At 64.4% G+C, this 23,648-nt stretch carries 22 protein-coding genes and 1 pseudogene; 9 read left to right on the top strand and 14 right to left on the bottom strand.

What is annotated here, in order from left to right; genetic code table 11:
• Positions 1 to 97: 97 nt before the first annotated feature.
• Complete coding sequence (locus tag OE747_RS01930; protein WP_263826916.1) at positions 98 to 787, bottom strand: GntR family transcriptional regulator; 690 nt, start codon at positions 785 to 787, stop codon at positions 98 to 100.
• Between the two features lie 99 nt (positions 788 to 886).
• Positions 887 to 2,254 (bottom strand): formimidoylglutamate deiminase, encoded by a 1,368-nt coding sequence (locus tag OE747_RS01925; RefSeq protein WP_263826915.1) that lies wholly within the window; start codon positions 2,252 to 2,254, stop codon positions 887 to 889.
• Positions 2,255 to 2,328: 74 nt separating this feature from the next.
• On the opposite strand from OE747_RS01925, the gene hutI reads away from it, so the two are divergent.
• The 5 genes from hutI (at position 2,329) to OE747_RS01900 (ending at position 8,771) form a co-directional block, all read left to right on the top strand.
• The gene (gene hutI / locus OE747_RS01920) at positions 2,329 to 3,531 is read left to right on the top strand and encodes an imidazolonepropionase (RefSeq protein ID WP_263826914.1); all 1,203 of its coding nucleotides are present in this window, start codon (positions 2,329 to 2,331) and stop codon (positions 3,529 to 3,531) included.
• Positions 3,532 to 5,055, top strand: a complete 1,524-nt coding sequence (gene hutH / locus OE747_RS01915) for a histidine ammonia-lyase (protein WP_263826913.1) — start codon at positions 3,532 to 3,534, stop codon at positions 5,053 to 5,055. It begins immediately after the preceding gene.
• Positions 5,052 to 5,831 (top strand): N-formylglutamate deformylase, encoded by a 780-nt coding sequence (hutG, locus tag OE747_RS01910; RefSeq protein ID WP_263826912.1) that lies wholly within the window; start codon positions 5,052 to 5,054, stop codon positions 5,829 to 5,831. The genes hutH and hutG overlap by 4 nt, the downstream gene beginning before the upstream one ends.
• Positions 5,828 to 7,507 (top strand): urocanate hydratase, encoded by a 1,680-nt coding sequence (gene hutU, locus OE747_RS01905; RefSeq protein ID WP_263826911.1) that lies wholly within the window; start codon positions 5,828 to 5,830, stop codon positions 7,505 to 7,507. Before hutG ends, hutU begins: the two co-directional genes overlap by 4 nt.
• Positions 7,508 to 7,643: 136 nt before the next feature.
• Positions 7,644 to 8,771 carry an aminotransferase class V-fold PLP-dependent enzyme gene (locus OE747_RS01900; protein WP_263826910.1) on the top strand — a complete coding sequence of 376 codons (1,128 nt, stop codon included), beginning with the start codon at positions 7,644 to 7,646 and terminating at the stop codon, positions 8,769 to 8,771.
• 55 nt (positions 8,772 to 8,826) lie between these two features.
• Here the strand turns inward: OE747_RS01900 and OE747_RS01895 are convergent, their stop codons facing one another.
• A complete protein-coding gene (locus OE747_RS01895; RefSeq protein ID WP_263826909.1) occupies positions 8,827 to 10,023 on the bottom strand; it encodes a UbiH/UbiF family hydroxylase in 1,197 nt (398 codons plus the stop codon).
• A 75-nt stretch (positions 10,024 to 10,098) separates the two neighbouring features.
• A complete protein-coding gene (locus tag OE747_RS01890; RefSeq protein WP_263826908.1) occupies positions 10,099 to 10,347 on the bottom strand; it encodes a hypothetical protein in 249 nt (82 codons plus the stop codon).
• 198 nt (positions 10,348 to 10,545) lie between these two features.
• Between OE747_RS01890 and OE747_RS01885 the strand changes: the two genes are divergently transcribed.
• Positions 10,546 to 12,114 carry a ComEC/Rec2 family competence protein gene (locus tag OE747_RS01885; RefSeq protein ID WP_263826907.1) on the top strand — a complete coding sequence of 523 codons (1,569 nt, stop codon included), beginning with the start codon at positions 10,546 to 10,548 and terminating at the stop codon, positions 12,112 to 12,114.
• A gap of 6 nt (positions 12,115 to 12,120) precedes the next feature.
• On the opposite strand, the gene OE747_RS01880 is transcribed toward OE747_RS01885, so the two are convergent.
• Positions 12,121 to 12,765, bottom strand: coding sequence for a pyrimidine 5'-nucleotidase (locus tag OE747_RS01880; protein WP_263826906.1), 645 nt, complete (start codon positions 12,763 to 12,765; stop codon positions 12,121 to 12,123).
• Between the two features lie 100 nt (positions 12,766 to 12,865).
• Here OE747_RS01880 and OE747_RS01875 point away from each other — a divergent pair, with 100 nt between their 5' ends.
• Positions 12,866 to 13,516 (top strand): GntR family transcriptional regulator, encoded by a 651-nt coding sequence (locus OE747_RS01875; protein ID WP_263826905.1) that lies wholly within the window; start codon positions 12,866 to 12,868, stop codon positions 13,514 to 13,516.
• Between the two features lie 90 nt (positions 13,517 to 13,606).
• Here the strand turns inward: OE747_RS01875 and OE747_RS01870 are convergent, their stop codons facing one another.
• Together OE747_RS01870 and carA are read right to left on the bottom strand one after the other, a co-directional pair.
• Positions 13,607 to 15,493 (bottom strand): glycosyltransferase family 2 protein, encoded by a 1,887-nt coding sequence (locus OE747_RS01870; protein ID WP_263826904.1) that lies wholly within the window; start codon positions 15,491 to 15,493, stop codon positions 13,607 to 13,609.
• Positions 15,494 to 15,594: 101 nt separating this feature from the next.
• Entirely contained in the window at positions 15,595 to 16,761 is a 1,167-nt protein-coding gene (carA, locus tag OE747_RS01865; RefSeq protein ID WP_263826903.1) for a glutamine-hydrolyzing carbamoyl-phosphate synthase small subunit, read from the bottom strand.
• A gap of 188 nt (positions 16,762 to 16,949) precedes the next feature.
• Here carA and OE747_RS01860 point away from each other — a divergent pair, with 188 nt between their 5' ends.
• Positions 16,950 to 17,429, top strand: a complete 480-nt coding sequence (locus OE747_RS01860) for a GatB/YqeY domain-containing protein (RefSeq protein ID WP_263826902.1) — start codon at positions 16,950 to 16,952, stop codon at positions 17,427 to 17,429.
• Positions 17,430 to 17,737: 308 nt separating this feature from the next.
• Here the strand turns inward: OE747_RS01860 and OE747_RS01855 are convergent.
• The 7 genes and pseudogenes from OE747_RS01855 to OE747_RS01825 all read right to left on the bottom strand — a co-directional run.
• Positions 17,738 to 18,073 (bottom strand): annotated as a pseudogene (locus OE747_RS01855) (hypothetical protein); the annotation flags it as partial.
• 99 nt (positions 18,074 to 18,172) lie between these two features.
• Positions 18,173 to 18,634 (bottom strand): translation initiation factor IF-3, encoded by a 462-nt coding sequence (gene infC / locus OE747_RS01850; RefSeq protein WP_263827088.1) that lies wholly within the window; start codon positions 18,632 to 18,634, stop codon positions 18,173 to 18,175.
• A gap of 226 nt (positions 18,635 to 18,860) precedes the next feature.
• Positions 18,861 to 19,694, bottom strand: a complete 834-nt coding sequence (locus OE747_RS01845; protein ID WP_263827087.1) for a ferredoxin--NADP reductase — start codon at positions 19,692 to 19,694, stop codon at positions 18,861 to 18,863.
• Between the two features lie 108 nt (positions 19,695 to 19,802).
• The gene (locus OE747_RS01840; RefSeq protein WP_263826901.1) at positions 19,803 to 20,210 is read right to left on the bottom strand and encodes a DUF934 domain-containing protein; all 408 of its coding nucleotides are present in this window, start codon (positions 20,208 to 20,210) and stop codon (positions 19,803 to 19,805) included.
• Entirely contained in the window at positions 20,207 to 20,968 is a 762-nt protein-coding gene (locus OE747_RS01835; RefSeq protein WP_263826900.1) for a phosphoadenylyl-sulfate reductase, read from the bottom strand. Before OE747_RS01835 ends, OE747_RS01840 begins: the two co-directional genes overlap by 4 nt.
• Positions 20,958 to 22,622, bottom strand: coding sequence for a nitrite/sulfite reductase (locus tag OE747_RS01830; protein WP_263826899.1), 1,665 nt, complete (start codon positions 22,620 to 22,622; stop codon positions 20,958 to 20,960). The genes OE747_RS01835 and OE747_RS01830 overlap by 11 nt, the downstream gene beginning before the upstream one ends.
• A 63-nt stretch (positions 22,623 to 22,685) precedes the next feature.
• Positions 22,686 to 23,000 carry a DUF2849 domain-containing protein gene (locus OE747_RS01825; RefSeq protein ID WP_263826898.1) on the bottom strand — a complete coding sequence of 105 codons (315 nt, stop codon included), beginning with the start codon at positions 22,998 to 23,000 and terminating at the stop codon, positions 22,686 to 22,688.
• 139 nt (positions 23,001 to 23,139) lie between these two features.
• On the opposite strand from OE747_RS01825, the gene OE747_RS01820 reads away from it, so the two are divergent.
• A complete protein-coding gene (locus tag OE747_RS01820) occupies positions 23,140 to 23,601 on the top strand; it encodes an Lrp/AsnC family transcriptional regulator (protein ID WP_164130145.1) in 462 nt (153 codons plus the stop codon).
• The last annotated feature ends 47 nt before the right edge of the window (positions 23,602 to 23,648 follow it).

Genomic DNA, 23,648 nt, shown 5'->3' with positions numbered 1-23,648 from the left:
TTGCGCAGGTGGGCAAATACCTGCGGGTATTCTCGTTCAAAGCTTGGAGAAATTCAAACCTTGTCGGGCCGAGGCCTGACGCGAGAATTGTGCGGGCTCAGTATTCCGAGCGCACCCGGTAGCCCGGATGGTGGGTCATCCGGACAAAGGTCACCGGCTGGCCCTTGAGCCAGGTGGTCCGTTCCAGCAGCATGACCGGGGTGCCCGGCGTTGTGGCCAGGAAATCGGCCAGCCGGTTGTCGGCGGCCACGGCGGAAAAGGCGATCTCGGCGTCCGTAAAGGGAATGGCGTTCAGCAGCCATTCATTGGGGCCGATCTTTGTCAGGTCTGCCTGTTCAATGGCCGGCACCGCGCGCAGGTTGACCCAGCGCTCCTCGAACTGGAAGGGGCGGTTGTTGGCGTAGTGCATGCACATCAGGTGCAGCACCCGCGTGCCGCTTTCCAGGCCCAACTGCGAGGCGAGCCAGGCCGGTGCCTCGGCCAGGTTGCGCTCGACCAGGGCATAGCGGTACTCGGCATTCTGTTCCTCGACGATGCGGCGCACCACGGCGATCTCGAACCGGGCCTGCTTGACCGGCGCTGTCTTGACGCGGGTGCCGCTTTTGCGGCGGCGTTCGACAAAACCCTGATCGGCCAACTCGCGCAGGGCGCGATTGACCGTAGCACGGGCACAGCCGAATTCCTCGGCCAGCTCGGCCTCGGTCGGCAGCAACGCACCCTGAGGCCAGATGCGGGCTTCGATCCGGCGTTTGACTTCGTCCCGGACCGCGTGAAAACTGGTGCGCATCTGTTTTTTCAACAGCAACGGCCTTCCGCTGGTAAAAACGTCGTTGGTTATTGCCCAGATTTTGATCCGAGAGTAAAGCGCATTTGACGCTAATCAGTGTCAAATGCGCGTCAGAAGTGCCCGAAGCCGGGTCTGATAGGTCCGAACGATCAGATCGTGCTCAACATGTCTGCCGGACCTGACCCGGTGCCGTCCGGCCGACCACAGGTCGGTGACGATCCTGTCGGGTGCCGAAAAACAGAGCCCGTCCAGCACCGCGTCGCCGTCAAGCGGGCATAGCGCCGGGCAACTGGTGTCGATGGCGACCAGATCCGCCAGCGCGCCGGGCACGATTCGGCCTGAGTTCCGGCCCAGTGCCCGCGCCCCGCCAGAGGCCGCGCGCAGGTAGAGCGCAGCGCCGACCGAGCCTTCTCCGGCGATCATCACATTGCGTTGCAAGTGATGCAGGCGCTGTGAATATTCGAGCATGCGCAGCTCTTCGCCCAGAGCGATGCGGACGTTGGAATCCGATCCGACCCCAAAGGCGCCGCCGTTTTGCAGGTAGAGCGGCCCGTTGAACGGGCCGTCGCCCAGGTTCGCCTCGGTGATCGGGCAGAGGCCAGCGACCGCGCCGGACCGCGCCATTGCCACGGTTTCGGTCTCGGTCATATGGGTGGCGTGAATCAGGCACCATTGCGCGTCGACCTCGGCATGGGCAAGCAGCCAGTCGACCGGGCGCGCGCTGAGCCAGGCGGTGATCTCTTCGACCTCGCGGGGCTGTTCGGCGATATGGATATGGATCGGATTGCCCTCGGCCAGTGCGACGGCCTCGTCCAGATCAGCCGGGCGGATCGCGCGCAGCGAGTGCGGCGCGACGCCGACGCGGGCATCGGAGGGCAGGGCGCGGGCGGCGTGCGCCCGAGCCTGGGTGACAAGGGTGGCAAACCGTTCGATATCGTTGCCAAAGCGGAGCTGGCCACCGGCCAGCGGCTGTTCGCCCGCGCCGCCGCAGCTGTAGAGCACCGGCAGATGGGTGAGCCCGATGCCGGTTCCGGCGGCGGCGGCAAAGACCCGGTCGCTCAGCTCGGTCAGGCGCCCATATGGGGTGCCGCCCGATGTGTGGTGGACATAGTGGAACTCGCCGACCGAGGCATATCCTGCCTCCATCATCTCCATGAAGGTGAGCGCCGCGATCGCCTCGTAATCCTCGGGCGTCAGTTGATCGACAAAACGGTACATCAGGCTGCGCCAGGTCCAGAAACTGTCCTGTCCGGCGGCGCGATGCTCGGTCATGCCGGCCATCGCCCGTTGGAATGTGTGGGAATGCAGGTTGCCCAGGGCGGGCAACAACGTGTCGACCTGGACGTCGCCGGACAGCGGGCTTTGCCCCTCTGTGACAGCAGTGATCCGGCCGTCTTCGACGGTGACGGCGACATCTGTTTGCCAGCCTTCGGCGGTGCGGGCGCGGCGCGCGAAAATCCTCTGCATGTGCTCCTCTAATGTCTAGACATAATAGTATTACTCACATACGTTACCCGCCAGCAAGAGGAGATGTGACGCGGATGGGCGACAGGATGGATTATCTACTGAGCAACGCCCATTTGGCGACAATGACCGAAGGATCAGCGGGTTACGGTCTGCGGCGCGGGGCGCTGGCGGTGCGCGGAGGACGAATCGCCGAGGTCCTGGAGCAGGGGGCTGCTCTGCCTGCCGATCTGCCTCGGCGTGACCTCGGCGGGCGGCTGGTGACACCGGCGCTGATCGACTGCCACACCCATCTGGTGTTCGGCGGTAACCGTGCCGCCGAGTTCGAGATGCGGCTGAACGGTGCCACTTATGAAGAGGTCGCGCGCGCCGGGGGCGGTATCGTTTCGACCGTGCGCGCCACCCGCGCGGCCAGCGCCGAAGCGCTGATGACCGGGGCGCTGCCGCGTCTGGATACGCTGATTGCCGAAGGGGCAGGGACCGTCGAGATCAAGTCGGGTTACGGGCTGGATCAGGAAACCGAACTGGCCATGCTGCGCGCGGCCCGCGCGTTGGGCCAGCAGCGCCGGGTGACGGTGCGCACCACCTTTCTGGGCGCCCATGCGACACCGCCCGAATACAAGGGCCGCGATGACGCCTATATCGACGAGGTCTGCATTCCCGCCCTCCGCGCGGCTCATGCCGAGGGGCTGGTCGATGCGGTGGACGGGTTCTGTGAGGGCATCGCCTTTTCGCCGGCGCAGATCGAGCGCGTGTTCCGGGTGGCTGCCGAACTGGGCCTGCCGGTCAAGCTGCATGCCGAACAGCTGAGCCATCTGGGCGGCACGCAGCTGGCCGCGCGCTATGGCGCGCTGTCGGTCGATCACGTGGAATACGCCACCGAAGAGGACGCCCAAGCGCTGGCTGCAAGCGGCTCGGTCGCGGTGATCCTGCCCGGTGCCTTTTACACGATCCGGGAAACGCAACAGCCGCCCATCGCGCAGTTCCGTGCCCATGGCCTGCCGATGGCGCTGGCGACCGATTGCAATCCCGGCTCGTCGCCGCTGACCTCGCTGCTCTTGACCATGAACATGGGCTGCACCCTGTTCCGCATGTCCCCGGCCGAGGCGCTGGCGGGCGTGACCTGTCACGCCGCCCAGGCGCTGGGCCTGGACGACCGGGGCAGGATCGCGCCGGGCCTGCGCGCCGATCTTGCCATCTGGGATGTCGAGACCCCGGCCGAACTGGCCTATCGCATCGGCTTCAACCCCCTGAACGAACGACTTATCGGAGAGCTCTGAATGATCTCGCTTAGCCCCGGGTCCACCGACCTGGCCACGCTCCGCACCATCTATCGTACCGGCGCGCCCGTCCGGCTGGATCCGTCTGCGCGCGCGGGCGTCGATGCCGCCGCCGCCATGGTGGCCAAGGCCGCTGCGGGAGAGGCGGCCGTCTATGGCATCAACACCGGTTTCGGAAAGCTCGCCTCGACCAAGATCGCGGCCAAGGATACCGCCACCCTGCAACGCAACCTGATCCTCAGCCATTGCTGCGGCGTCGGCCAGCCGCTTTCCGAAGCGCGCACCCGTCTGATGATGGTGCTGAAGCTGCTGTCGCTGGGCCGGGGCGCCTCGGGCGTGCGCTGGCAGGTGATCGAGCTGATCGAGGCGATGCTGGAGCGCGGCGTGATCCCGGTGGTGCCGGAACAGGGCTCGGTCGGGGCCTCGGGCGATCTGGCGCCGCTGGCGCATATGACGGCGGCGATGATCGGTGCCGGAGAGGCGATGTTCCAGGGCCGCCGCATGCCTGCGGACAAGGCGCTGGCCGAGGCCGGGCTGACCCCGGTCGTGCTGGGCCCGAAAGAGGGATTGGGCCTGATCAACGGCACCCAGTTTTCCACCGCCAACGCGCTGGCGGGCCTGTTCGACGCCTGGCGCATGGCTGAGGCGTCGATGGTCATCGCCGCGCTGTCGACCGATGCAATCATGGGCTCGACCGCGCCTTTGGTGCCTGAGATCCATTCGCTCCGTGGTCATGCGGGCCAGATCGACGTGGCGCGCGGGATGCGCAAGCTGATGAAAGGTTCGGAAATCCGCGAAAGCCATCGCGAGGGCGACACCCGCGTGCAGGATCCCTATTGCATCCGCTGCCAGCCGCAGGTCGTGGGCGCGGCGCTGGACGTGCTGCGCATGGCGGCGCGCACGCTGGAGATCGAGGCCAATGCCGTCACCGATAACCCGCTGGTTCTGGTCGAGCGGGGCGAGATCGTCTCGGGCGGCAATTTCCACGCCGAATACGTGGGCTTTGCCGCCGACCAGATCGCTTTGGCCGTGGCCGAGATCGGCGCCATTGCGCAGCGCCGGGTGGCGCTGATGGTCGACCCGACGCTGAGCCATGACCTGCCGCCATTCCTGACGCCCGATCCGGGCCTGAACTCGGGCTTCATGATCGCCGAGGTGACGACGGCTGCGCTGATGAGCGAGAACAAGCACCTGGCCAATCCTTGCGTGACCGATTCGACCCCGACCTCAGCCAACCAGGAGGATCACGTCAGCATGGCCGCCCATGGTGCGCTGCGGCTGCGGCGGATGACCGACAACCTGTCGGTGATCCTGGGGGTGGAGCTGCTGTGCGCTGCGCAGGGGATCGAAGCGCGCGCGCCGCTGGTCACGTCGGAGCGGTTGCAGGCAGTGATCGCCCATCTGCGCGCCCATGTGCCGACGCTGGCCGAGGACCGCTACCTTGCCCCCGATATCGAGGCCGCCGCCGCCATGGTGCGGGACGGCGATATCGCCCGCGTGGCCGGGATGGAGGTGGCGGCATGATCGAGGTTAGCCGCGCCGACAGCCCGCTGGTGCTGGGCCTGCCGCATACCGGCACCGATCTGCCCGACGGCATTGCCGGACGGCTGAACGAGACCGGCCGCGCGCTGGCCGATACCGATTGGCACATTCACGACCTCTACACGGGGTTGGTCCCGGCAACGATGGTGCGCACCACCGTGCATCGCTATGTGATCGACGTGAACCGCGACCCTGAGGGGGTCAGCCTCTATCCTGGGCAGAACACCACCACGCTTTGCCCGCTGACCGATTTCGATGGACACCCGATCTGGCGCGCGGGACAGGAACCCGACGCCGCCGAGATCGCCCACCGCCGCGACACCTGGCACGCGCCCTACCATGCGGCGCTGGCGACCGAGATGGAGCGGGCGCGCGCGATTCACGGATTTGCGGTGCTCTACGACTGCCACTCGATCCGCAGCCGTATCCCGTTCCTGTTCGAGGACACCTTGCCCGACTTCAACATCGGTACGAATGAGGGCACAACCTGCGCTGCGGAGATCGAAGGCGGCGTTCTGGAAATCTGCTCTAGTGCAGAGGGTTACACCCATATCCTCAACGGCCGCTTCAAGGGCGGCTGGACCACCCGCCACTATGGCCGTCCGGCCGAGGGGCAACACGCCATTCAGATGGAGCTGGCGCAATCCACCTATATGACCGAGGCCGCGCCCTGGACCTATCTGCCCGATCGCGCAGACCGCCTGCGCACCCACCTTTCCCAGATCCTGACCCTGCTCACAGAATGGAGGCCGGCATGACCGATCCCCGCAAGAACACCCGCGACATCTATCCCGCCACCGGCACCGAGATCACGGCCAAAAGCTGGCTGACCGAGGCGCCGCTGCGGATGCTGATGAACAACCTGCATCCCGACGTGGCCGAAAACCCGCATGAACTGGTGGTGTATGGCGGCATTGGCCGTGCCGCCCGTACCTGGGACGATTTCGACCGCATCGTCGCCAGCCTGCGCGAGCTGGACGAGGACCAGACCCTGCTGGTGCAGTCGGGCAAGCCGGTGGGCATCTTTCGCACCCACAAGGACGCACCTCGTGTGCTGATCGCCAACTCGAACCTGGTGCCGCATTGGGCGACCTGGGACCATTTCAACGAGTTGGACAAGAAAGGCCTGGCCATGTATGGCCAGATGACCGCCGGATCGTGGATTTATATTGGAACCCAAGGCATTGTGCAGGGCACTTACGAGACCTTTGCCGAGGCCGGGCGCCAGCATTACAATGGTGACCTGACCGGCAAATGGATCCTGACCGGTGGCCTGGGCGGCATGGGCGGGGCGCAGCCGCTGGCCGCGGTTTTCGCCGGGGCCTGCTGTCTGGCGGTCGAATGCAACCCGGATTCGATCGACTTCCGCCTGCGCACCAAATACCTCGACGAAAAGGCCGAGACGCTGGACGAGGCGCTCGCCATGATCGACCGCTGGACCAAGGCGGGCGAGGCGAAATCGGTGGGCCTGTTGGGCAATGCCGCCGATATCTTCCCCGAAATATATGCCCGGATGATGGCAGGCGGCATGCGCCCTGACATCGTCACCGACCAGACCAGCGCCCATGACCCGCTGAACGGCTATCTGCCGCAGGGCTGGAGCATGGCGGAATGGCGCGCCGCCCGAGAAAGCGACCCGAAACGGGTCGAGGCCGCCGCACGCGCCAGCATGCGCACCCATGTCGAGGCGATGGTGAATTTCTGGAACGCGGGCGTGCCGACGCTGGATTATGGCAACAATATCCGCCAGGTGGCGCTCGACGAAGGGTTCGAGAATGCCTTTGCCTTTCCGGGTTTTGTGCCCGCCTATATCCGCCCGCTGTTCTGCAAGGGCATCGGCCCGTTCCGCTGGTGCGCCCTGTCGGGCGACCCCGAGGATATCCTGAAAACCGATGCCAAGATGAAGGAACTCTTCCCCGAGAACGAGCATCTGCATCGCTGGCTTGACATGGCGCAGGAACGGATCGCGTTCCAGGGATTGCCCGCGCGGATCTGCTGGATTGGTCTCGGCGACCGGCACCGGGCGGGGCTTGCCTTTAACGAGATGGTGCGCAACGGCGAGCTGAAAGCCCCCATCGTGATCGGCCGTGACCATCTGGACAGCGGCTCGGTCGCCAGCCCGAACCGCGAGACCGAGGCAATGATGGACGGCTCGGACGCGGTCAGCGACTGGCCGCTGCTGAACGCGCTGTTGAACACCGCGTCAGGCGCGACCTGGGTGTCGCTGCATCACGGGGGCGGCGTCGGGATGGGCTTTTCCCAGCATTCCGGCATGGTGATCTGCTGCGACGGGACCGAGGACGCCGACCGCCGCATCGGTAACGTGTTGTGGAACGACCCTGCGACCGGCGTCATGCGGCATGCGGATGCGGGCTATGACATCGCGCGCGACTGTGCCCGCGAACATGGGCTGGACCTTCCGGCGATCCTGTAACGGGGGAGGGGCTCTGCCCCTCTTGGCCTGCGGCCAATTCACCCCGGAGTACTTGCCGCGGAATGAAGGTGAATTGGCCCCTTTACCTTGGGGCCGGGGCGGGTAGTCTTTGGGCAAACCTCAGAAGGATATGCCCATGCCCGCCCTGCTTGATACCGTCGATCCCGACGGGCTCGAAGAGTTCTCGGTCGTTTTTACCGACCGCTCGCTCAACCATATGTCGGCCAGTTTTCAGCAGGTGATGCGTGACATCTCGGAGATGTTGCGCGGGGTCTACAATGCCGATGGCGTCGCCATCATCCCGGGTGGTGGTACCTATGCGATGGAGGCGGTCGCGCGCCAGTTCGCGCGCGGTGCCCGCGTGCTGGTGGTGCGCAACGGCTGGTTCTCCTATCGCTGGAGCCAGATCATCGAAACCGGCGGATTGACCGCCGAGACAACGGTGATGAAGGCCCGCCGCAGCGGTAATGAAAGCACCGCGCCGTTCGCACCCGCCCCGATCGAGGATGTGGTGGCGGCCATCCGCGAGCAGAAACCCGATGTGGTCTTTGCCCCGCATGTGGAAACCGCCGCCGGGGTGATCCTGCCCGATGACTACATCACCGCCATGGCGACCGCCGCGCATGAGGTGGGCGCGCTGATGGTGCTCGATTGTATCGCCTCGGGCTGCGTCTGGGTCGACATGAAGGCGACCGGTGTCGACGTGCTGATCTCGGCCCCGCAAAAGGGCTGGAGCGCTTCGCCCTGCGCCGGATTGGTGATGCTGTCCGAGCGGGGCGAGGCGCGGCTGGCCGAGACGCAGTCGGACAGTTTCGCCATCGACCTGAAGAAATGGCGCGACATCATGAAGGCCTATGAAGGTGGCGGCCACGCCTATCACGCCACCATGCCCACCGACGCGCTGCGCGCCTTCCGCGATACCATGGCCGAGACCCGCGACTATGGCTTCGACAAACTGCGCGAGGCGCAGTGGGCGCTGGGCAACGGGGTGCGCGCGCTGCTCAAGGCCAAGGGCATCGTTTCGGTCGCCGCCGAAGGCTTTGGCGCACCGGGCGTGGTGGTGAGCTATACCAGCGACCCCGATATCCAGAACGGCAAGAAATTCGCAGCCTTGGGCATGCAGATCGCCGCCGGGGTACCGTTGCAATGCGACGAACCGGCCGATTTCCGCACCTTCCGGCTGGGTCTTTTTGGTCTCGACAAGCTTTACGATGTCGAGGGCACCATTGCCCGGCTGAAACGCGTACTCGACCAGGTGCTCTGAGCCTGGTTTCTTTCTGGTCGGAAATACTCTGGGGTCCGGGGCAGCGCCCCGGGGCTCACCTCACGCCCAGACCCATCTGCATCAGGGTCCGGCGTACTGGTGCCAGCGAGTAGAGCGCGTTCAGCCCCATCGCGCGCGCGTCCCGCAAGGGGCGCACCTCGACCATCGAAGCGCGATTGAGCAGGTCTATCCCCTTCACGCGCAGCTCGATCTCGGCATGACGCGCCTTGTGATAGGCGGCCAGCATCTGCGCATCGCCCAAGTCCTCGGGTCGGGCCTGCGCCAGTTCCAGCAATGTGCGCAGGTCACCCAGCGACATGTTCAACCCTTGGGCGCCGATCGGCGGCACCACATGCGCGGCCTCGGCCATCAGCGCGATGCGCTCACCCGCCAGGCGCTCGGCCCGCTGGCTGATGATCGGCCAGATAGTACGTCGCGAGGCCAGTTTCAGTGGCCCGAAGAGGCCGCAGGACCGTTCCGTCATTGCCGCCTCAAACGTTTCGGGCGCCATCTCCAGCAGTTCCAGCGCCTTTGGCCCGCGTTCCATCCACACCACGGCGGACGAGGGCTGCCCCTGCCAGTCGGGCAAGGGTACCAGCGTGAAGGGCCCGCCGGACCGGTGGATCTCGGTCGAGACATTCTGATGCGCAATCGGGTGGGTGACGGCAAAGGCCAGCGCCTTTTGCCCATAGCGGGTGGTTTTGACCCCTATTCCCGCCGCCTCGCGCATGGGCGAGTTGCGCCCGTCGGCGGCCAGCACCAGCTTGCAGGTCACACGGGATCCGTCGCTCAGTCCTACCCGTGCCTCGGCGGTGCGGGTGAAAAGGCTGGTGGTGGCGGTGCCAGGGCGGAAATCCACATTGGGCAGTTCGGCCAGCCGCGCCACCATCTCGCGCCGCAGCAGCCAGTTGGGCAGGTTCCAGCCAAAGGGCTTGTCGCTCAGGTCGGCGGCATTGAAATCGCGCACCACGCGGGGTTCGGGCACCTCGCCGCCCGCATCGACGATGCGCATGATCTGCAAGGGGGCGGCATGATCGGCCAGCCGGGCCCAGAGGCCGCAATTGTCCAGCAGCACCTGCGCCGGTTGCAGAAAGGCGGTGGTGCGCAGGTCCGATCCGTCCACGTCGCGCTCGGTCACCGGCGGGGCCGGATCGACGCAGATCACCCGGAACCCGGCGCTGCCAAAAGCCGCCGCAGCGGTCAGCCCGGCGATGCCGCCGCCGGAAATCAGGATGTCGCAGCTCTCGTGCATGGGCAGGCTCCGTCTGTTGCGCGGCACCCTATGCCGGATCGCGGCAGGTTGCCAAGCGACATCCTGTCCGTGGGCTCAGCCGCGGCTGATCAGGATCAAGAGCGTCCAGATCACCGGCACCATTGCCAGCGCGGGGATGTAAAGGCCCGGAATACCAAACAGCAGAATCGCGATACCCCACAGGCTGAGCCCGGCGGCAATGGAGTAGTAGATGTTGTCGCTGTCGCCATAGGTCACTTCCTTGGCGATGCGGCCCAGCAGGGGGATGGCAAACAGCACACGCTGGCCCAGGGGCAGGTTGCGGGGCAGATCGATGGCGCTCATGTCAGGTCCTTTGCGATATCTGTCAAAGGGCAGATAGGTGTCGAAATCTGAGTCCAAAGGTCACCTTTTGCCGCAGTGCAACGCGATGCCGCAGCCCCTGCGGCGCGGTGCCGCTGATGGCGTATCTGGAACCAGGGGGCGCGGCGAATCCGCTTTTGTGCTATCATCCGGGAATTGTATTAAAGACGGAGATTTCCCATGACGCTGAAATATGCGCGCGGTCCGGTCAGCTACCTTTACCGCGATGTTGAAAAGAACGGCAAAACTAGCCGCCGCAAGGTCAAACAGGTGCTTTGGGGCGACTGGATCGACATGCGCGACCCGGTCGATGCCACCTGGACCCATGTCCGTTACGGCAAGAAACCCTATCTGATGAAACGCGCCGAGTTGCAGGACGAGCGTGTGCTGGAGCTGATCTTTCTTGATATCGGCCAGGGCGATGCCTGTATCCTGACCGAACCGGGCCATCATCACCCGCCGCGCGTGATGGTGATCGACGCCGGGATCGGGCGTAACACCAACGGGTTTCTGAACTGGCGATTCCGCGATTTCGACAATTCGGGCCAGATTCATGCCGCCATCGTGACACACCCCGATGCCGATCATTATCGCGGCTTTCAGCCGATCTTCGAGAACCGCCGCCTGCGGATCGAGCATGTCTATCACAGCGGGTTGGTCGAACGGGTGGGAGACGATCTGCTGGGGCCGGAACAGGGCGGATACCTGACCGATATCGTTGAGACCGACGCACAGATGCGGACGCTGCTCTCCGATCCGGCCCGGCGCGGGCGCAAGCTCTATCCCAAACTGATGCAGACCGCGCTGGAGGCGGACCGGATCGGCCCCGTCACCGCGCTCACCACCGCCCAAGCGGTGCAGGAGGATGGGCGTGCCTGGCTGCCGGGCTTTGCCCCGGGTGATGGCGGGCTGATAACCATCGAGGCACTGGGTCCGGTCGTCGAGCCCGATGCAACAGGCCAGCCGCGCCTGCGCGCCTTTGGTGACAAACCCACCTCGCGGTCAATGGATGACGGCAAAACCAAGAACGGCCATTCGGTCCTTTTGCGGCTGGATTTCAACGGGTTCCGCGTGTTGTTCGGAGGCGATCTCAACACCTCGGCCGAGTGCTTTCTGATGCAGCACTATGGTGGGGTGCCGGTCTCGACGCCGTTGGCAGCGACAGAGGCCGAGCTTGCGGCCATCGCCCGACCCGAGATCATCGCCGCTGCTGCCGAGCGGTTTGGAGACGATCTGATGAAAACCTGCCATCACGGGTCATCGGACGTGACCGAGGAGTTTTTGCAGGCCGCCCATCCGGCCGCCTATGTGGTGTCCTCGGGCGATGAAGAGGGGCACGTTCATCCGCGCCCCGACCTGTTGGGTCTGTTGGGCAAGACGGGCGCCGGGGCGCGGCCGTTGATCCTGTCCACCGAACTCCTGCGCTCCACCCGGGAGCGCGAGCGGGACGACCTGCGCCCGGCGCTCGACCGGCTGAACGGGCGGATCGAGACCGAGCTGGCCAAGGGCGCGGCGGCGGATGCGGCGGCGCTGAAAGAGATGCGGGCGGCCAAGCGCAAGCTGCTGGACGAGATGTTCCGCCGCAACGTGGGCGTTTATGGCGCCATCAACCTGCGCACCGACGGGCGCGACGCGGTGATCGCCTTTCGCAAGGAAAAGGCGCCCGCACACAGGCGCTGGTTCTATTACGAGATGCGGCGCGACCCCGAGAGCGGCGGCTTCCGGCCCGTGCTGGGCGACGGGCACTGAATGCCCTCAGGTCAGCCGGGACAGAAACGCGGTCAGATCGTCGGTATGGTGGTGGATATGCTCGGCCGGGTGCGGATCGGGGGCCACATGTACCGTGCGCATCCCCATCTGGTGCGGGGCGGTCAGGTTGCGGGGGTCGTCCTCGAACATGGCGGCACGCTCGGGGATCACCCCGTCGCGGGTGAACACCTCTTCGAATGCAGCGCGCTCGGGCTTGGGCCGGTAGCCCGCGTGTTCCACACCATAGATGGCATCGAATAACCCGCTCAACCCGCGCGCGGCCAGCACCCTCTCGGCATAAGGCGCCGAGCCGTTGGTATAGACGATACGGCGCCCGGGCAGGGCGCGGATATGGCTGGCCAGGGCCGCGTCCGGGGTCATGTGGCTCATGTCCACCTCATGCACCGCCACCAGATAGGGATCGGGGTCTAGCCCGTGTTCGCGCATCAGCCCGGCCAGCGTGGTGCCGTATTGCCTCCAGTAGTGTGCGCGCAGGCGGTCGGCCTCGGCCCGGGTGACGCCGAGCGCCTCCATCACATAGGCGGTCATCCGCACTTCGATCTGGTCGAAGAGCCGCATCGCGGGCGGATAAAGGGTGTTGTCCAGATCGAACACCCAGGTTGTCACATGAGAGAAGGCTTCGCGCACCATAACCCGGATCTAGGGCAGATAGCGCGCTTGCGCAATGGCAGGGTTGATCCGGGCGGGTCCCCGCGGATACACAAGTCCGAACAGGGAGAAGAAAACAGCAATGACCCAGGGCCGCCCGGCGCAGAAAGACGCCTATCACCTGATCCTCGAAGCCATCGACAGCGGCATATACAAACCCGGCGACCGGCTGGTGGAGAGCGAGTTGGCCGAGCGGTTCGGCGTGTCGCGCACGCCCATCCGCGAGGCGCTGCAACGGCTCGAGACCCAGTCGCTGCTGGAACGCGACGGGCGGTCGATGATCGTCGCCTCGCTGGATCACAATCAGATGGCCGAGCTCTATCAGGTGCGGCGCGAGTTGGAGGGGCTGGCGGCGCGGCTGGCGGCGCGCCACGCCACCGCCGAAGAGATCGCGGTATTGCGCGACATGGTCGAAGCCGACGACAAGCTGGTGGGCGACCCGCAGGCGCTGAGCCGGGCCAACCGCCGGTTTCACGAACAGATCCACCTCGCCTCGCATAACCGGTACCTGGTGCAGCAGCTTGACCTTGTTCATCGGACCATGGCCCTGATGGCGACGACCTCGCTGGCCGCCGAGGGGCGGGGCCAGATCGCCCAGGGCGAACACAAGGGTATTGTCGAGGCGATCGCCGCCCGTAACGAAGAAGGCGCGGCGGAGGCGCTCAAGGATCACATCTCGATCGCCTTCATGACGCGGCTCAAGCTGGACGCCGATCGCCGCGAACGACGTTGAGGCTGGGTGCTGAACAGGATTTCGCGGAAATCCTGTCCACAAGGTTTTTTCAAAACCTTGTCGCGACTTGGTCGCGATACCGCGCCCATGTCAGCCAGAGGCCTCTTCGTCCGCCTGACCATGCTGCGTCTTGTCCCAGAAGAACGGTTTCACGATCATTTCGTACAGCGCCTTGTAGGCCGCGACCACGCCGAGCGGGAAGTAAAGCGGCATGCTGATCACCCAGGGCAGCAGAAACCGCCTTTCCCGTCCGGAGACGGCGATCAGACCGGCAACGAGGGCCAGCATCTCGGTCGCCAGGAACACGGAGGTGCAGGCGGTGAGGGTCGCGGGTGTCAGCACCGCCGTCAGCGGGTGCGGCAGGCCCAGAAGCAACAGCCAGAACGACCACAGCACCGGCGCCAGCAGGAATTGCGCCAGGGTGCCCAGAAAGAACGCCTGTACCCCCAGGAAACGTGCCGGGCCCAGATCGGCCCACAGTCGTCGGGGCGACCGCATATGCACAAGATAGGTTACCATGAACCCCTTGAGCCAGCGCGAGCGCTGTTTGACCCAGGGCCAGGACCGGAAATTTGCCTCTTCATAGGTGACCGTGTCGATCAGCTCGGTCCGGTACCCGGCGCGGCAGAGCCGCACGCCCAGATCGGCATCCTCGGTCACGTTATGCGCGTCCCAGCCACCCAATTGTTCAAGCGCCGCGCGCCGGAAGAAAAGAGTGGTGCCGCCCAGCGGTACCACCAGCCCAAGCCGGGCGATTCCAGGCAGGATGATGCGGAACCAGCTGGCATATTCGATGGTGAAACAGCGCGCGCGCCAGCTGCTGCGCGGGTTGTAATAGTCCAGTATCCCTTGCAGGCAGACCACGTCGCGGGGGGCGCGGGCAAAGCGTTCGGCGACATGTTCCAACTGGTCAGCGACGGGCGCGTCCTCGGCATCCCAGACGCCGATGATCTCTCCCCGGCAGAAATCCAGCGCGTAGTTCATCGCACGCGGCTTGGTGGTCAGGCCGGAATGACCCGGCACCTCGATCACCCGCATCCAGTGCGGCAGAACGCAGTTTGCCAGTGTTTCGCGCGTTAGCTGGTCCTTCTCTTCCAGCACCAGGATCACATCCAGCAGCGCCTTGGGATAGGTCAGTCGGCTCAACCGTGCGACCAGGGCGCCAGCGATCTCGCGTTCCTTGTAGAGCGGCACAAGCACCGAGATCTTGGGCAGTCGCACCCCTTGCACCCGGGTCCCACTCTCGGGCTGGGTGGGCGCGGTCAGATGGGCCTGGTTCAACAAATGCGCGACCAGCGCCGCCGCCTTCAGTCCGGTGAACAGAAGCAGGGACAGAACCGCCGCCAGAAAGAGAACCGCAAATCCATGCAGGGGCGCCAGACAGAAGGTCGCCACCAGCAAGGCAAGGGCCAGGAGCGCGGGCAGTCGGGCCGCAATCTGCCAATCGCGGCAGCTGTAGAGCCCATCGACCCGGGATTCAGCCAGCCTTGCCAGGGTCGCCGAGTAACATCGTGCCAGCGCCGCGTCGATCTGGTCACGGCTGGCCAGCGCCGGCATCAAGAGAACGCCGGTTCCGGCCATGTCGGCGCGCACCTCGTCGAACCGGTCGGGGCGCGATGTTGCAACGATGACCATCGGACCCAGACGCATCCAGGGGATCACACCATGCCGGAGCCAGAACGTGTGGGGCTTCAACCCGCACAGATCGGCACGCGGCGGTTCCAGTGCGAGATCCGCCCATTGCACCCCGTTTTGCAGGGCCAAGGCACGCAGGATATCGGTCGGTTCGGCCCAGCCTTCGGCCACAAGAATCTCGCCGATCGGGGCGTTCAGGCGCAGCTGCAATTGCAGCGCCGCGAGCAGCTGTTCCTGCGTGATGACGCCGCTGCGCACCAGGTAGCGGCCCAGCGGCAGATGCCCGGCGTAGACGGGCCACGCCTCGACCGGAGCACTCAGCCTGAATTGAAGCTCGCTCATAATGCAAAACCCCGACATCCAATGCGAATGTCAGGGTTGCGTGTTTCAGGTTAATAGACCGTTAAGATCAGTCAAAACGGCGCGAACCGCCGTATTAGTGATCAGACGGTTGCCTTGCGCGTGTCCATCGCCTCGGAAAACCGCTCGAACAGATAGAAACTGTCTTGTGGCCCAGGGCTCGCCTCGGGGTGATATTGCACAGAAAATACAGGCCTGTCGGTCATCCGGATACCGCAGTTCGACCCGTCGAAAAGCGAGCGGTGGGTTTCAACCACGCCCTTGGGCAGGGTTTGGGCATCCACGGCAAAGCCGTGGTTCATCGAGGTGATCTCGACCTTGCCGGTTTCCAGATCCTTGACCGGGTGGTTGGCGCCGTGATGGCCGTGGTTCATCTTCACCGTGCGTCCGCCCAGCGCCAGGGCCAGCATCTGGTGCCCCAGGCAAATGCCGAACACCGGCAGGTCCGTGGTATCCAGGATCTCGCGGATCATCGGCACCGCATAGGTGCCGGTTGCCGCCGGATCGCCCGGACCGTTGGACAGGAACACCCCGTCGGGGGCATGGGCCAGCACCTCGGCGGCGGTGGCGGTGGCAGGCAGAACGGTAACGTCGCAACCGGTCGAGGCCAGGCAGCGCAGGATGTTGCGCTTGGCGCCGAAATCGAGTGCGACCACCTTGTGTTTCGGGGTCTCTTGCCGGGTGTAACCCTGGGGCCAGGCCCAGCGCATCTCGTCCCAGCGATAGCTTTGGGCACAGGTCACGTCCTTGGCCAGGTCCATGCCTTCGAGGCCGGGCCAGGCCCGCGCGGCGGCGACCAGGGCCCCAATATCGAAGTTGCCCTCGGGGTCATGGGCCAGCGCCACATGTGGCGCGCCCTGCTGGCGGATCGCGCGGGTCAGGCGGCGGGTGTCGATACCCCCGATGGCGATACGGCCCCGCTTGGCCAGCCAGCCCTTCAGCTCTTCGGTCGCGCGCCAGTTCGATGGTTGCGTCGGATCCCATTTGACGACCATGCCCGCGGCCACCGGATCGGCGGTCTCGTCATCTTCCGGCGTCACGCCGACATTGCCGATATGGGGGAAGGTGAAGGTCACGATCTGGCCCGCATAGGAGGGGTCTGTCATGATCTCCTGATATCCGGTCATCGCGGTGTTGAAACACAGTTCCGCCACGGTCTGGCCGGTGGCGCCAAAGCCTGTGCCGTAGAATATCGTCCCATCGGCGAGTGCCAGGCATGCGGTGGGCTTGGACGTGGCGTTCTGGGCCATGACGCGACTCTCCTGTCTGGGTAAACGGTCGCATACCTAAGGGGGTTGCGGGGCAGGGTCAAGCCCGATCAATTTTTAGGCTACTGTTATTTTTCAATAACTTAACACGTGCCCCCCCCCGTTGTGCCGGGCATTTTCTTTCGTTATGTTGCGGAACTTGAGCAATCTCATGGGGATGGGAACAGCATATGGACATGCGCACCCGGGTGAATGCCGCGTTGAAACAGGCGATGAAGGACAAGGAAGCCGCCCGCCTGTCGACGCTGCGCCTGATCAATGCGGCGATCAAGGACCGCGATATCGCCGTGCGCGGTGCCGGCGGCGAGGACGGGGCCTGTTGCGGCGATGCCGAAGTGCTGGCGATCCTTGGCAAGATGACCAAACAGCGTCAGGAAAGCGCCCGCGCCTATGAGGAAGGCGGGCGGCTCGACCTGGCCGAGCGCGAGCGCGAGGAAATCTCGGTGATCGAGGAGTTCCTGCCCAAGCAGTTGGACGAGGACGAAGTTGAAAAAGCGGTGCGCGAGGCAATCACCGCCACCGGTGCCGGGTCGATCCGCGACATGGGCAAGGTGATGGGCGAGTTGAAGTCGCGCTATACCGGCCAGATGGATTTTGGCAAGGTCGGCCCGATGGTCAAGGATCAGCTCTGCGCCAGCGGCAACTGCTGATCCAGCCTTTTCCGGCAAGATGGGAAGGCCCGTCGGGCAGGGTTCAGCGCCCTGACAAACCCCGTCGTTTTGGCGGGGTTTTGTCTTGAGGAAAGAGGGTGTGAGATGGCTCAGGCCGCCCGATGCGGGGCAATCCATACAGCCATCGCAATTCTTTGATGTTCCGGGCAGCGGCGGCGAGGAGGGCTTGGCTCCCGACCTCGGCGCGGGACCGGACGCGGGCGTGGCGGTGGCCGAAGAGCTGCTTGGCAAACTCCAGCAGCCCTGGCTTCGGTTTGATGATCTAGTCCTGAATGCGCGTCATTGATCGGCGGCTGGCGATCCCTTGGCTTGAGAGGCTTTTTGCCATGGGCCGCGCGAGATTTGGCGACCATCGCCTTGTCAAAGCGCCCCTTGTTGGCATTGGCCTTGAGATGCGTGCTGTCGTTGTAGGGCACCTCAGCGCCAACAAGGCCTTTTGACATGGCCTGTTCCACGATGTGATCGAAGATGCGCTGTGCCGCATCCGACCCGTCAAACCGGCGCCTGCGGTTCAGGCCGAAGGTCGGGGCGTCGACCTTGCGCAAAAGATGATCGCTGGGCGCCAACCGCTCCAGCGTCGCCATCTCAAGCGCGGTTTGCTGTGGCGAAGGCTTTCTCAACAGACCCCATTGAATCAAAAGCCCCCGCACAACGCGAGGGCTTTGTAAGCAGTTTGAACCCTGCCCGTCGGGCAGGGTTTCGACATGTTCAGTCAAGACGGATCACTTGTTCGGCAGCGGGCCGATCATCATGACCATCTGGCGGCCTTCCATCTTGGGCATGTTTTCGATCTTGCCCAGTTCCTTGATGTCCTCGGCTACCCGTTCCAGCAAGTCCCGGCCAAGGTTCTGGTGGGCCATCTCACGGCCACGGAACCGCAATGTGATCTTCACCTTGTCACCGTTTTCCAAGAATTTGGCGACGCTTTTCATCTTCACGTCGTAATCATGCGAATCGGTGCCGGGACGGAACTTGATCTCCTTCACCTCGATGATCTTCTGCTTCTTGCGGGCTTCGCTTTCGCGTTTCTGCTGTTCGTACTTGTATTTGCCGTAGTCCATGATCTTGCAGACCGGCGGCGTCGCGTTCGGCGAGATCTCGACAAGGTCGAGACCGGCTTCTTCGGCCATGGTCATGGCTTTGGCGGGGTGTACCACCCCCACATTTTCTCCATCCGCGCCGATCAGACGAATTTCGGGGGCGCGGATCTTGTCGTTGATGCGCGGGCCGGTGTCGCGTTGCGGCGGCGCATTATGCGGTCTGCGGGCTATGGGAACATTCCTTTGTTGTTAGCAGAAATTCGAGGCTGGAAAATAGACTGGCCTGCACAGTCTTTCAAGCGGCTTCCACCCGGGAATCCGGTAAATCAAACCATCCAACGGAACCGGGCCCGTGGCCCGGCCCCCGGGGTCACCCGACAAAGGCTTTTTCGATCACGAACTCGCGCGGGTCGGAATTGGCGCCTTCGGTCAGGCCGAACTCTTCGAGGATCGCCTTGATGTCGTGGTTGAAGGCCAGGCTGCCGCAGACCATCGCCCGGTCGGTTTCCGGCTTGATCCCACCCTCGATCCCCAGATCGGCGAATACGGTGCCGTCTTTCAGCAGCTCGGTGATGCGGCCCATGCGCGGGCTCTCTTCGCGGGTGGTGGTGGGGTAATAGCGGATCTTGTCGGCAAAGCCCTCGCCCATCAGCTCGGCCAGGAGCTCGTCCCGGCGGACTTCTTCGATCAGCTGGCGGCCATACTCCAGTTCCGCCACCTCGCGGCAGGTATGGGTGATGATGACCTCGTCGTAATCCTCGTAGGTCTGCGGCTCGCGCAGCAGCGAGGCAAAGGGGGCAAAGCCGGTGCCGGTGGCAAAGAACCAGATGCGCTTGCCGGGCAGCAGCGCGTCATGCACCAGCGTACCAACCGGCTTTGGCCGCAGGATGATCTGGTCGCCGGGCTGGATATGCTGAAGCTTCGAGGTCAGCGGCCCGTCCTGCACCTTGATCGAGTAGAATTCCAGTTCTTCGTCCCAGGCGGGCGAGGCGATGGAATAGGCGCGCAGAAGCGGTTTGCCATTGTCCCCCAACAGCCCGATCATCACGAACTCGCCCGAGCGGAAGCGCAGGCTGGCGGGGCGCGTGACACGGAACGAGAACAGCCGGTCGGTCCAGTGTTTCACTTGCGTCACGGTCTGGGCGTCGGGCAGCGTGGGGGCCTTGATGGCGGCGGCTTCGGTCACGGGTCTCATCTCGGTCATTGTTACGTCACCGGTGCGGTAGTCCGGCGCCTCTCTCTCGTCTTTGACATACATCATGAAAAGGGGATTGTCTCCCCTTTTTGTTAGTATACGAATGATATTAAGTGTTCAGCCGCGCAGCCGGGCCTGATAGTCATGCGCCTGCCAGTCGGCGCGGGCCTGCCACTGTTCCTCGGGCTGGCGCGCGGCAAGGGCCGCGTCGATCTCGACCTCGTCGAAACCGGCACGCCGCGCCATGGCATATTGATCGGCCAGCACATGGCCCTTGGCCCGCAGTCGCCCGGTGTAGCCGTGCAGGCGCAGGGTGCGCGCGATGGTAAAGCCGCGCCCGTCGGCGAAAGAGGGGAAGTCCACCCGCACCATGCGCACCCGTGCCAGCCGCGCGGCCAGCGTGTCGGGGTCGGCATCGGCGGGCACGTCCAGCGCCACCACATCATTGGCTACATCGCCCAGGGCGGTGAAACCGTCGGTCCAGTCGTCGGGCTGAAAGCCCTGGTCGGTCACGAGTACAGTCATGTCTTTTCTCCGCTGCGGACCATTTTTCCGTCGATGAAATGGATGCCGCATTCTTCCTTGGTCTGGTTGCGCCAGCGTCCGGCGCGCGGGTCTTCTCCGGGCGCCACCGGCGAGGTGCAAGGCGCGCAGCCGATCGAAGGATATCCCTGTGCCACCAGCGGATGCCGGGGCAGGCGGTTTTCCTCCATATAGGCGCGCACGTCCTCGGGGGCCCAATGGGCCAGCGGGTTGACCTTGATCCGGCCGGTGCCGTCCTCGACCTCGAAGAAGTCGAGTGCAGCGCGGGTGCCGGCCTGGAACCGCTTGCGCCCGGTGATCCAGCCGTCATAGCCCGTCAGCGCCCGTTGCAGCGGGATCGTCTTGCGCAGGGTGCAGCAGGCATCGGTGTCGCGCAGGCGCAGCGCGCCATAGGGGTCGTCGCGGGCCACGTCATCGGCATCGGCGCGGATTACATGGACATTGCGCAGCCCCAGCCGTTCGCTGACTTCCTGTTGATAAACAAGGGTTTCCGCAAACAGCATCTGGGTGTCGATGAACAGAACCGGCACCTGCCGGTCGATCACCGCCGCCATGTGCAACAGCACCACCGATTCCGCGCCAAAGCTCGACACCAGCGCGATATTGCCTGCCTCGCGCAGCGCCCCGTGCATGACATCGGTGGCGCTGTGATGCTTGTAGCGGGCGTTGAGCGCCGCGACCTTCTGCGTCAGAACGCTCCGGTCGCGGCCTAGTTCGGTCTGGATCTCGTCAAGCGGCATCGGCGCGGGCCTCGGGATAGAGCGCCGCCTTGAACGGCGCCATGCCAACCCGGCGATAGGTGTCGATAAAGCTCTCCTCGCGGTCAAGCCTTTGATCCAGATAGGTTTCCACGATCCGCTCGATGGCGGGAACGATCTGGTCATAGGCAAAGCCGGGGCCGGTCCGCTCGCCGATGGCGGCGGTTTCGGTGGCGTCGCCGCCGAGCGTGATCTGGTAGTTCTCGACGCCGGCACGGTCCAGGCCCAGGATGCCGATATGGCCCACATGGTGGTGGCCGCAGGCGTTGATGCAGCCCGAGATCTTGATCTTCAGCGCGCCGATCTCGTGCTCCAGCTTCAGCTCTTCGAACCGGGTCGCAATCTCCTGCGCCACGGGGATCGAGCGGGCGGTGGCCAGGGCGCAGTAATCCATGCCCGGGCAGGCGATGATATCGCTGATAAGGCCGATATTTGCTGTACTTAGACCGTTTTCCTGAAGTGTCTTGAAGATCGCGTGCAGATGCGCGCGCGGCACATGCGGCAGGATCACGTTCTGCTCGTGGCTGATGCGCAGCTCGTCATAGGCATAGCGCTCGGCCAGATCCGCCATCACCCGCATCTGCTCCGCCGTGGCGTCGCCCGGCGTGGCGCCATGCGCCTTGAGCGAGATGGTGACGATGGCATGATCGTCCCGCTTGTGCGCGGCGATGTTGGTATCGACCCAGGAGCGGAAGATATTGTCCGTTTTGTACGCCTCTTCGAACCCGGATTGACCGTTTTGTACAAATTCCGGCGGCGCGAAATGCGCCTTGATCTCATCCAGCAGGGCCATGTCGGCACCCTTGAACTGGCCGCGCACCTGGATGAACCTCTCGTTCACCTTGGCCCGGATCGCGTCGATGCCGTGTTCGAAAACGGTGATCTTGATGCGCGCCTTGTACTTGTTGTCGCGCCGCCCGATCTGGTTCCAGACCGAGACCGTTGCTTCGAGATAGGCGAGCAGGTCGTCAAAGGCGACAAAGGGGCTCAGTTCCTGTCCGATCATCGGCGTGCGGCCCAGGCCGCCACCGACGATGACGCGGGCGCCCAGCACGCCGTCGCGCGTCACCAGTTGCAGGCCGATGTCATGCGCCTTGATCACCGCGCGGTCATTGGCGGACCCGGTGATGGCGATCTTGAACTTGCGCGGCATGAACTGGAATTCGGGATGGTCGGTCGACCACTGGCGCAGCAGCTCGGCATAGGGGCGGGGGTCGGCCACCTCGTCGGCGGCGGCACCGGCGAAATGGTCGGCGGTCACGTTGCGGATGGTATTGCCGCTGGTCTGGATCGCATGCAGCCCCACCTCGGCCAGCGCGTCCAGCATGTCGGGCACGTCGCTCAGCTTGGGCCAGTTGTACTGGATGTTCTGGCGGGTGGTGAAATGGCCGTATCCCTTGTCCCAGGTCTCGGCCAGATAGGCCAGTTTGCGCATCTGGGCGCTGTTCAGCGTGCCATAGGGGATCGCCACCCGCAGCATATAGGCGTGCAGTTGCAGATAAAGCCCGTTCATCAGGCGCAGCGGCTTGAACTCGTCCTCGGTCAGCGAACCGTCTATGCGGCGCTCGACCTGGGCGCGGAACTGGGCATTGCGTGCGGCAAGAAAGGCGGTGTCGAACTCGGAGTAGCGATACATGTCTGGCTGTCCTTGGTGCAGCCCCGGACCTGGGGCCTTTTGAGGGGAGAGGGGGGCCTTGGATCAGGCCCGGGGCTGCGGAGAGGTTTCCTGTTTGCCATGGGCGTAGTTCGATGGCCCGGTGCGGCGGAAATCCTCTCGGAAATGAACCGGCTCGGGCCCGTTCGGGCCGGGCCGGACGTCGGCCAGGTAGGCGCCGACCACCCTGGATGCTTGCCGGGCGGCATCGAGCAGGCGCAGCTGGGCATGCGCCTCGTCGGTGATCAGCTCGGCCTCGGCCAGATCGCGCGACCAGCGGTCATCTGCGGTCTGATAGATCACGTCGCCTTCGATCAGGTCATTGGCGGTGACCACCTTGGGGGTGAATGCGCGGGCCATCGGTTTCGCTCCTGTTTGACTTGGATCTCAATATAGGGAATATTTCCCAATCAAAGCCAGATGGTGGAGTAAATAAGGAAACTTGTTCCTCCATGTGGGCGAAATAGAACATATGTTTCGAACTGGAAGGAAAACAGGAATGTCGGTGCGCATTGATGAAACCGATCGGAAAATTCTGGTGGAGCTGCAACGCGACGCCAGCCAGTCGCTGGACGATATCGCCAGCCGGGTGGGCAGCTCCAAGACGCCGGTTTGGAATCGCATCCGCAAGCTGAAATCGGCCGGGGTGATCGGCCAGCAGACGGTGATCCTGGACCCCGAGGCGCTGGGGTTCGAGGCCTGTTTCTTTGTGCTGATCCGCACGTCGGAACACGAGGCGGAATGGCAGCGCGATTTCCTCAAGGCGTTGCAGGGCCGGCCCGAGGTACAGGAGGCGCACCGGCTGGCGGGCGATATCGACTATATCCTCAAGGTACGGGTGAAGAACGCGCGCGCCTACGATGCCTTCTATCAGGCGCTGATTTCAGAGGTACGGGTGCATAACGTGACAGCCCTGTTGTCGATGGAAGAGATCAAGTCGACCACCATGCTGCCACTATAGGCGTGTTGGGGGGCGCTGCCCCCCGTCGCCTGCGGCGCCTCCCCCCG

The organism is Ruegeria aquimaris (assembly GCF_025751555.1).
In the GTDB taxonomy this organism is placed as follows: domain Bacteria; phylum Pseudomonadota; class Alphaproteobacteria; order Rhodobacterales; family Rhodobacteraceae; genus Ruegeria_B; species Ruegeria_B aquimaris.
This window is presented reverse-complemented; position numbering and strand designations above follow the sequence as displayed.